Below are 8,715 nucleotides of genomic sequence, written 5' to 3'. Positions count from 1 at the left end.
AAATAAACAACAATTTGATAAAATTGTGAAGCCGAAACTACACTTGGATTATGATGAATTTATATCGGCAGAACTAGAAATACAGCTAGATTCACCTAATGAACCTAATGAAATTGTAGATATGAGTTTGGATATCAATTATAAAAAGAAAGTTCAGAATCAGCTATTATCCTATCGAGAAAATTACACTGTAGGTTTTGCACATAAGCAAGATAATGATAAAAATGGAAAAAAGGAGTATTTAGATTATAAAAATAAATTTAATGAGGGGGGAGAGTAGGAATGACTAAAATCCGTTCTGATGTAGGGAAAACAGAGTTAGCCAGCGAGGGTGTTTATGATTCTGATTCTGAAGTGTATAAGATTAGTACAGAAGAAGGAAAGTTAAAATTAGCGGGTAAAGGAATTTATAGCTATGATGAGGGGGAAATGTCTGAAAAAGAATTATTAAGTAAGTATAATGCTAAAGAACTAGATGTTGGTGTTAGCAGGCCCAGCAATCCAAAAATGGGTTTTGGAGCTTATGCTTTGCAAGATGATACTACAGGAGAAATAGTCATCTCCTTTGTTGGGACACAGCCGTCCAAAGATGATTTTGGTGACATAAGAACGGATGGTGCACTAGGTCTATATAACGCGTTTCATCTCAATTTAACCCCAGATCAAGTAGAACAAGCTAATAAATTTTATGAACAAGTAAGAAAAGATCACCCAGGTGTTAAAATTACCATAATTGGTCATTCATTGGGTGGGGGGCTTGCAAATGATGTAGCAGTTCGTCATCGTGAGGATAACATTGAGGTATTGACATTAAATCCTGCTCCTCTTCCTGGAGCCGATGTGAAAAAATATGGTCATGGATTTGACATGGAAAATATCAGGAATGTGATCAATGAGAAGGATCCACTTCATCTAGGTGCGAGGCTGGCGGACATGGTCATACCGGGAAAAATATTTATAATGCGTAACGGTGAGGGACATTCCGAAGCTTTTAAGACATCAGAGTTTGATAACGATAGGAAACTTATTCGGTTTCAACAGCCTGCTGATTTTAATGATACAGGTTTGGATAATGAACTAGCCATTCTGGAACTTTGTAAGAGTACTGGTGTTTTATATGAAGGACTTACTGGAAACAAATCCAATAAATTCATAGAAGGAGTAATAAATTCTTCTATAACAAGGTCTCCTGTTATTTTTGGTCTTCTAATGGCGGTGGATGCACCGTTTTTGTATTCTCAGACGAAAAGTATGTTATCGACAGCACAAGCAGCTACCATTCAGTTTTATGAAGACGTAGTAAATGAGATTAGTAAGAAAGTAGATGCAGCAATAGACTTGATTGAAACAAAATTAGCTAAATGTAAAGAAAAGGTATTAGAAGTACTAGAGAGTGTATTTAATGCAGCTGTAGACTTTTTAGCAGGAAGTGTCGTTGTGTATTTAGCAGCAACTGAAATTTTAGAGATTGCCAAGGAAGTAGCGGGTTCTTATGTGCAGGATTTACTAGATATGTTTAAAGGGGATTTTCACATAGATACAAATGTTACTGCAATTGTAGCAGAGCATATTTTAACTCATCGACACTCATTGCTTCACCTCTTTATGAATGATGGTAGTAGAGGAATAAACCGTTCATTGTTAGGTGAAATCTCAAAAGATGTAAAAGAGCTATCAAAAGATTTAAAACAATTAAACGAAGATGTTTCAGAAGCAATTTCCTCTATGGTGGCAAAAGATGAGGAATTAGGTGCGGTTGCATATTATTAAAATTTGATATTGATAGAATGGAAGAAGGGGTAATGAATATGGATTTACATATGATAATGTCTAGAGTTCATAGTACATTTTCAGCTAACGGTGGACGAGATCAAATTATAAACGTGGTCATGCAACTTGAAAAAGCAGCATCAGCTTTAACGAGTGATATTCGAAGCTTAGAGAGTAGTATCGACAGCAATTTGCAAGGGAAAACACGTGATGCCTTTATTGATCGAATTCGTGCACTTGAAAAAAAGAGACAAAAAATAGAAGAGAAAATCGTAGTATTAAAAGGGACGGTTAATTAATATGAAAGATTATATGGATAAAGTATTACCTTTAGGTAGTGTAGTGAGAGTAAGTTTTGAGGAAGAGGAAGAGGAAGATGTAGATTATGTAATTACTACAAGAGGTCTTTTGTTAGATGATAATACTTTCTATGATTATGGAGGAGTATTATATCCAGTAGGCTTGACAGCAGAAACATATAAACTATTTAATCACTCTGACATTGTTGAAGTGAAATTTGAAGGATACCGAAATAAAATTGAAAGTCAATTTGCGGCTAAGTTTAAAATATGGCGGAATGAGTTTGTTGAAAAGGTAATAGAGAAAAATAAAAGAGAGCAACAAGATCAAGCGGTAGAAACACAAGAGCAACAATAAAGTAAAAGGGAAATAAGCTTTCCTCTTCCTATATGGAAAGAGGAAAGCTTATTTTGATTGTGGGAAAAGATGGCTTTGAATATACTACACAACCAGGAATCATTTCTTACGTAAGGAAGGGGTATTAGGGGTTATATGAAAAGAATGAAAAATGTAATATTGTTAGTGTTATGTTTCTTATTTTTGAGTGGCTGTATTAATAATAATGAAGAACAGGTTAAAAAATATATAAAAGAAAAACATGGAATCGATGTTGTTGTAACAGATTGGGGCGCTATGCATGAAGGGAATATGGGACATACATACCATACTGTTCAAGCAAAAAACAACAAAAATATTCAATTTAGAGTAGAGGTAGATGGCTTCTTATATTCAAAAATAAAAGGTGATGAATACCAATACGGAAAAAACACATATGAGGAATATAAGAAATTTAAACCAATTTTAAAAGAAATTAAAAAATTGGGCTACGAGGAATTTGAAAAAGAAAATGTTCTTCAGTATATAGTTGATTATCATGAAGACAAACCAACTGATGATTTGTTATTAACTTTAAAAACGAGTAACAAGATTGATTATAGTCAATTTGAATCAGCAGAATTAGATCGTTTATATGCTCTATTCCAACTCATTCAGAAGAGTAATAAAAAGATAACAGAACTTGAAATTAAAGATCATAATGGTGAATATATAGGTCTCCCTTTTGAAAACGTACAAAAAGTTATAACGAAAGAAGAACTATTACTAAAAATGAAAAACACTTTAGATAATTATTGGACATATTTGATTCAAACTCAAACAAAAGTAGGTGACAGATTGAAAGAAATTCAAAACGACGATTTTGTAATTGAAGGTATTACTTGTCCACATCCGAAAGACGGGGAGTGTCCGAAGTATAAGGTGACTTTAGTTTTTAAGGACAGTAAGATGCAATATAAAAACAAGCCTCCTGTAATTGAGGATCTGACAAAGGTGGTCACTATCCTTAGAGAAGAACTATATAATGAAAAATTTGACATATTTTTAACCAACAAGGATGGAACAAGATATTCACTCTGGCTATCATCAGAAACAATCAAAAAAAGTAATAACATCGAAGAACTTATAAAATAACGGTCTTCTAAAGAATAAATCTAAAGCACTTTTTACGTTTATTATTTGGTGTGAAAGCATGATATCAGTTTGTAAAATGAATCATTTGTATTAAGAGTGTAAGAGCATGTTTTAATCGTTTTTTTCAAAATATGCTCTTTCTTTTTATGCACTTGCTAAGATCAGTTAACAATAAGTTAAGTAGGTATATTATTATGTAGATGTTGGTAGACTTTAATGACTTTTTCTCTTGATAAATTGACTTCTTTAAACATTGCTTCATCGCAATTTTAAGTTTTTCTAGCATCAAATACTTCATCTGAAATTTCAGCTGTTTTATCTGTATTACCACATGGGAATTTTACGTATATCATATACCTTTTTCATGTGCACCATTTGAAAATGAGAAGTAAACTAAAAGCGGGTATCGTCACTATACCATTAAACGACCAAAGTGTCTTCAATATTAAATACGTGAGTAGCAAAACATCTTTAGGAAAAGACGAAGTGTATGACTATCAAAAAGGAAGCATTATGAAACTAAAAATGCCAAGAGTAACGAACGAGGTGACGGTATGAAAAAAAGAGTAAAAATGGGTTTCATAAGTGTATTACTAGGAACATGTTTAACGCTTACAGGATGCAAGGTTGCGCATAAGGATATTGCCAAAGCACTGGATGAAGGTGATATGAAGACTGTGATGGCTGCAAGTGATGATGGGTATGCGCATGTGACATAAAGAGGTATATACAGTGCGTACGAGGAAAAAGAAGATGGAGAGCACAGTAAAACAATCCGTCAAACAGAATTTCAAAGTATTATTAATGACAAATTAAAAATACAATATGATGAATATAGTGGGGCGACAATTGTGCTTCATCTTGACGCCGCAAAAAATCCAAAGCAGATATTGCAAGTAAGTGTTGATATAAACTACAAGAAAAAGAATGATGAGGGAAATTTAGTAAGATATGCATTACAGATAACAACATATTTTAATAGAAAACAAGATAACAATAAAGACGTGTACTATTTGATGAAATTGTTTGGCCATACATCACAAGGGTAAACGTTACGATACATTGGAATTGAAGCGGATGAAATTCGGAAAACGATGGAAGATTTTACACTATAAGAACTAGGGGAATGCTAACTGATTTGATACCCACTGAAAGGAAAGATTATACGTGAAATACGTTGAATTTGAAACCCTAAAAAATTACGAATCGCCAACAGTTTATTTTTGTGAGCATGATATAAAACATAGTTGCCTGGTTGCTATGTAACGGTATTGCTATAATAGTAACTTCTTTAACAATCTAATGAGAAGTATTAAATTCCCTACACCGCTATACTTATGCTTAAATAAATATATATTATTGGAGATGTTGAAGTATGAGAATTATTAATAAACATATCACTCTCGATGAAATAGAGATAATAAGAAACTCATTAGATAAATTGCATGAATACCATAACAGTAAATCAAAATTTTTTTCTGGTGATTATCCAAGAATTACATTTGAGGAACGTATTGAAGAATATAAAAAAAATTCAAAGTATGGAGAATACAGAATTGAATTATTGATTGAGTCAGAAACAGACAATATATTAGGATTTTGTATAGCATATAGTAAAAAAGTAAGCGGGAAGATTGAGGTTCTATTTGTTGATGAAAAATATCGAAGAAACGGATTGGGTTTGAAATTAATGAATAGTGCAGTGGAATGGTTTAAAGAAAAACAAATATATGAAATTGAATTAACAGTAGTGTACGGGAATGAAGCTGTATCGTTTTATCAGAAGTTGGGATTCTATCCACGTTCAATTATTATGACAACTAAATCATAACGATATTATGAGAATATTTTTTTGTTCAACTAAAGGGCACTCTAATGAAATAAAGATTACAGGAATGATCAAATTTCTTTATAAAAGAATGATTCAATCGAATATATTAAGAGCTTGTTTTGATCATTCTTTTTTCAAAACAAGCTTTTTCTATTTACGCTTTTATCAATTTTTATAGGGTTTATTTAATCAAAACTTATTTCAAGTCTACAATAACGAAAAGTCAGGGACATATTTTACATATTAAATATGTCCCTGACTTTGATTTTATTGACTTTAGCCTCTACAACCTAAATATAAAAATGACTAATATGTGAAGTATCTTTATTTTTTGGCTGTGTTAAACAATTATGCTGATAATTATAAAAATAAGAAAATCAAAATTCGATCCATTTACAGTAGTTATTACTAACTGAACACCCGTTTCGCTAATGGAATATCCGTATTAAAAAATTTCGAGTAGTCTTGTAAATGATAATCAGCAACATCACCTTGACTTTGAAACATGCACGTTGCAATTCCTAATTCTTTTGCAGGTAATAAATCTAACTCCCGGTCTCCAATAACTAGATCGATTCCGTGTTTTGTATGTAAATGAATGTATGCTAATGGATTAGGTTTACGAGGGAAACCATCATCAATTGTAACCATATCCACAAAGTATTTATCCCATCCATAGTATTTTAAGATGGCTAAAACTCCGTCCCTATGCTTGTGTGTCATAATTACATTTTTATTTGCAAATTTTAAGATTTCTTCTACACCATCAAATGGTTTCATATCTTTTGGAGATAATGTTTTCTTTAATCTTTTTATCTCTTCTTCTTGATCCCTGGAAATGTTATAGTAATCAATTGCATGCGAATACGAAATTTTTAGCTTTTCATAAATTTCCTGTTTATCTACTGCTTCTCCCAGTACCAAAGAGAGTATGTTTGTATACGCAGGATACGTATCAAACAAAGTTCCATCAAAATCCCATAAAATGTTCAATTAGACCACCCTTTTATAATTATATCAATATAAATTCGTCAAACTAGCGTAAACTCCTCCTTTAGATTATCTAAAGGAGTGTATTTATAGTGAAAAGGAAAAGAACATCTGAAATTGAAAGAACGATTAAGGAACTGTTGAGTGACAATAAGTTGTTCCGTTAAAGGGCCAGATTGTAGAGAAATGGATTTACTAAATCATATAATTTATTGTAAACTGAATTCACACGATTATTTAAACGATTTATTATAAAACAAATATTTATATATACTTAAACCATTATGAGTAAAAACAATAAGGGGGGAACTAACATGACAAAGGGAAATAAAATCAACAATAAAGAGGAGTTGTCACTAGAACAACGTGAAGAATTACTCAGAGCATTGAAAGCCCGTTTTGAGAAAAACATGAACCGCCATAAAGGTCTTGAATGGGCTAAAGTCCAAGCAAAGCTGGATGCTAATACTGAAAAACTGTGGTCGCTCAATGAAATGGAAAGAACTGGCGGCGAACCGGATGTTGTTGGTCATGATAAAGAGAAGGACGAATACATTTTTTATGATTGTTCAGCGGAAAGTCCTAAAGGTCGAAGAAGTGTTTGTTACGATCGTGAAGGGTTAGAGTCAAGAAAAAAACATAAACCAGAAAATAACGCTATTGATATGGCAACTGCCATGGGCATTGAACTATTAACGGAAGAACAATATCGGACGTTGCAGAATCTTGAAAATTTCGATATGAAAACGTCGAGTTGGGTGCAAACACCCTCTGATATTAGAGAACTCGGCGGTGCCCTTTTTTGCGATTGTCGCTTCGGGCACGTCTTCGTGTATCACAATGGAGCAGAATCCTACTATGCCGCCAGGGGTTTTCGTGGCTCGCTAAGGGTCTAAATTTTGCACAGACAGCTAAAATTGAATTTGAGAACGGATCTCACCTAAGGAAAAGTTTTCATTTCATTCTTCAACTATCGGGCGCGATTGTGGAGCAACATAGATAGGAAATGATCAAACTTTTTTATAAAAGAATGAACCAACTGAAAATAGTAAGAGCGTGTTTTGAACAATCTTTTTTTCAAAACACGCTCTTTTCTATGAACATTTATCAAGGTTATTAGTATCAATTTGATCAAACTTTATTTTAAAGCAACAGCCGATCTCGGATTAAAAGGGAACAATCGTATTGTAATTCAAGCGAAAATATATGGTGTGAAAAATCGAGTTGGTATTCGTGCTGTACAGGAGATTTATGCAGCAAAAGCCTATTACAAGGCTCATGAGGCGTGGGTTGTCACGAACAGCGTATATACAAAGCAGGCGAAAGGATTAGGTGAAGCATGTCATGTAAAACTAATAGATCGTATAGAGCTTCAAAAATTGATTAACAAAGTAAATCCAGAGTATTCGGCTGAAGATGTGTATCGTGGTGTAGATCCTGCAGAAAGGAAATGCCCGTCATGTAAAAATCATTTAGTGGTACGAAATTCAAATAAAACTGGAAACAAGTTCTTTGGATGTTCTCAATATCCTACATGTACACATAAAGAACCAATTAATAAGTGAGCTGTGATGAAAATCCAGCTCTTTTGTTATTTTCATGAATATATTTTTAAAAGCCCTATTCTTATTTGAAAATGACTTCTCAGATTTGTTTGTACTACGTTTTTGACGGATTGGTAATGCAATAGGTCTTAAATAATGGATGATTGGATTTTTGGGGGAATAATAGGTTTAAATTTGATATGCAGATTTTTAAGTGAAATAAAAAAGGGCAGTCGCTAATTGCGACCTAGCCCTTTCTCTACGATCTGTCGAATTGCTTCATTTCGATTTTTTAGCTTATTTTCACGCCAAAAACTCTCTATTCGTCTTTATTTAGAGTTGCAGTTTCGTTTTCTGATGAATCTATTTTTATTCCGTTAGATAGCTTTTGAGCTGAATCTTGCATTTGCTCTTGGGACTTACTAGGAGTATTCAGAGCATCTGACGGCATGTTGTTGACTTGAAGACTTACTAAATCTTTTTTATCCATGGTATATAGCTCCTTCTTTAATTTAAATTTAGATGTAATGTAATTACTTGGATATTTTACATCTTTAGATCGATTTATATACAAGAGATATATTGAGAAATCACGTAACTATATTGTGGCTTGTGAGTTTTTGGAACATTATGTTTTTCATGTATAGAGAAAGCCTGTTACAATGAGAAAATGACATAGGGTATGAAATAGAGAGCTATAGAATATATAAGACCTGTGGTGTGATGTCAAGTAATGATTCTAGTAATTTAAACACTTAATTTGTTATTTCAGCTTAAAAAAGGCAATACGAAACTAGACCATTAATAATT

8 protein-coding genes and 5 pseudogenes are annotated in these 8,715 nt (G+C 32.8%); 10 read left to right on the top strand and 3 right to left on the bottom strand.

Annotated elements, in window-relative coordinates:
• From BPMYX0001_RS28135 to BPMYX0001_RS28100, 8 genes and pseudogenes are all read left to right on the top strand, one after another.
• A pseudogene (locus tag BPMYX0001_RS28135) lies at nt 1-280 on the top strand (hypothetical protein); the annotation flags it as partial.
• Nucleotides 281-282: 2 nt separating this feature from the next.
• Complete coding sequence (locus tag BPMYX0001_RS28130) at nt 283-1,770, top strand: Tle-like phospholipase domain-containing protein (RefSeq protein ID WP_006097552.1); 1,488 nt, start codon at nt 283-285, stop codon at nt 1,768-1,770.
• Between the two features lie 38 nt (nt 1,771-1,808).
• The gene (locus tag BPMYX0001_RS28125) at nt 1,809-2,069 is read left to right on the top strand and encodes a hypothetical protein (protein WP_033799519.1); all 261 of its coding nucleotides are present in this window, start codon (nt 1,809-1,811) and stop codon (nt 2,067-2,069) included.
• A gap of 1 nt (nt 2,070) precedes the next feature.
• Entirely contained in the window at nt 2,071-2,427 is a 357-nt protein-coding gene (locus tag BPMYX0001_RS28120; protein ID WP_006097550.1) for a DUF4176 domain-containing protein, read from the top strand.
• A 135-nt stretch (nt 2,428-2,562) separates the two neighbouring features.
• Nucleotides 2,563-3,540 carry a hypothetical protein gene (locus tag BPMYX0001_RS28115; RefSeq protein WP_006097549.1) on the top strand — a complete coding sequence of 326 codons (978 nt, stop codon included), beginning with the start codon at nt 2,563-2,565 and terminating at the stop codon, nt 3,538-3,540.
• Nucleotides 3,541-3,915: 375 nt separating this feature from the next.
• Nucleotides 3,916-4,098, top strand: a pseudogene (locus tag BPMYX0001_RS31825) (hypothetical protein); the annotation flags it as partial.
• A pseudogene (locus BPMYX0001_RS31820) lies at nt 4,095-4,655 on the top strand (DUF3952 domain-containing protein). The pseudogenes BPMYX0001_RS31825 and BPMYX0001_RS31820, both read left to right, overlap by 4 nt.
• 260 nt (nt 4,656-4,915) lie before the next feature.
• The gene (locus tag BPMYX0001_RS28100) at nt 4,916-5,371 is read left to right on the top strand and encodes a GNAT family N-acetyltransferase (RefSeq protein WP_006097545.1); all 456 of its coding nucleotides are present in this window, start codon (nt 4,916-4,918) and stop codon (nt 5,369-5,371) included.
• Nucleotides 5,372-5,779: 408 nt separating this feature from the next.
• On the opposite strand, the gene BPMYX0001_RS28095 is transcribed toward BPMYX0001_RS28100, so the two are convergent.
• Entirely contained in the window at nt 5,780-6,364 is a 585-nt protein-coding gene (locus BPMYX0001_RS28095) for an HAD-IA family hydrolase (RefSeq protein WP_006097544.1), read from the bottom strand.
• 311 nt (nt 6,365-6,675) lie between these two features.
• On the opposite strand from BPMYX0001_RS28095, the gene BPMYX0001_RS28090 reads away from it, so the two are divergent.
• Nucleotides 6,676-7,257, top strand: coding sequence for a DUF4256 domain-containing protein (locus BPMYX0001_RS28090; RefSeq protein ID WP_018765517.1), 582 nt, complete (start codon nt 6,676-6,678; stop codon nt 7,255-7,257).
• A 258-nt stretch (nt 7,258-7,515) separates the two neighbouring features.
• A pseudogene (locus tag BPMYX0001_RS28085) lies at nt 7,516-7,926 on the top strand (restriction endonuclease); the annotation flags it as partial.
• A 215-nt stretch (nt 7,927-8,141) separates the two neighbouring features.
• Here BPMYX0001_RS28085 and BPMYX0001_RS35150 read toward each other — a convergent pair.
• Nucleotides 8,142-8,231, bottom strand: a pseudogene (locus tag BPMYX0001_RS35150) (ribbon-helix-helix domain-containing protein); the annotation flags it as partial.
• Entirely contained in the window at nt 8,225-8,395 is a 171-nt protein-coding gene (locus BPMYX0001_RS33500) for a hypothetical protein (protein ID WP_003197259.1), read from the bottom strand. The pseudogene BPMYX0001_RS35150 and the gene BPMYX0001_RS33500, both read right to left, overlap by 7 nt.
• Nucleotides 8,396-8,715: the final 320 nt, after the last annotated feature.

It is taken from the genome of Bacillus pseudomycoides DSM 12442, assembly GCF_000161455.1.
In the GTDB taxonomy this organism is placed as follows: Bacteria; Bacillota; Bacilli; order Bacillales; family Bacillaceae_G; genus Bacillus_A; species Bacillus_A pseudomycoides.
The sequence above is the reverse complement of the archived record's forward strand: the minus strand, read 5'-3'. Positions and strand labels throughout refer to the sequence as shown.

Bases quoted from the DNA above. Each gene is read 5' to 3' on its own strand.
- BPMYX0001_RS28090 (WP_018765517.1), top strand. From the start codon at position 6,676: ATGACAAAGGGAAATAAAATCAACAATAAAGAGGAGTTGTCACTAGAA.
- BPMYX0001_RS28125 (WP_033799519.1), top strand. From the start codon at position 1,809: ATGGATTTACATATGATAATGTCTAGAGTTCATAGTACATTTTCAGCT.
- BPMYX0001_RS28130 (WP_006097552.1), top strand. From the start codon at position 283: ATGACTAAAATCCGTTCTGATGTAGGGAAAACAGAGTTAGCCAGCGAG.
- BPMYX0001_RS28115 (WP_006097549.1), top strand. From the start codon at position 2,563: ATGAAAAGAATGAAAAATGTAATATTGTTAGTGTTATGTTTCTTATTT.
- BPMYX0001_RS28100 (WP_006097545.1), top strand. From the start codon at position 4,916: ATGAGAATTATTAATAAACATATCACTCTCGATGAAATAGAGATAATA.
- BPMYX0001_RS33500 (WP_003197259.1), bottom strand. From the start codon at position 8,395: ATGGATAAAAAAGATTTAGTAAGTCTTCAAGTCAACAACATGCCGTCA.
- BPMYX0001_RS28120 (WP_006097550.1), top strand. From the start codon at position 2,071: ATGAAAGATTATATGGATAAAGTATTACCTTTAGGTAGTGTAGTGAGA.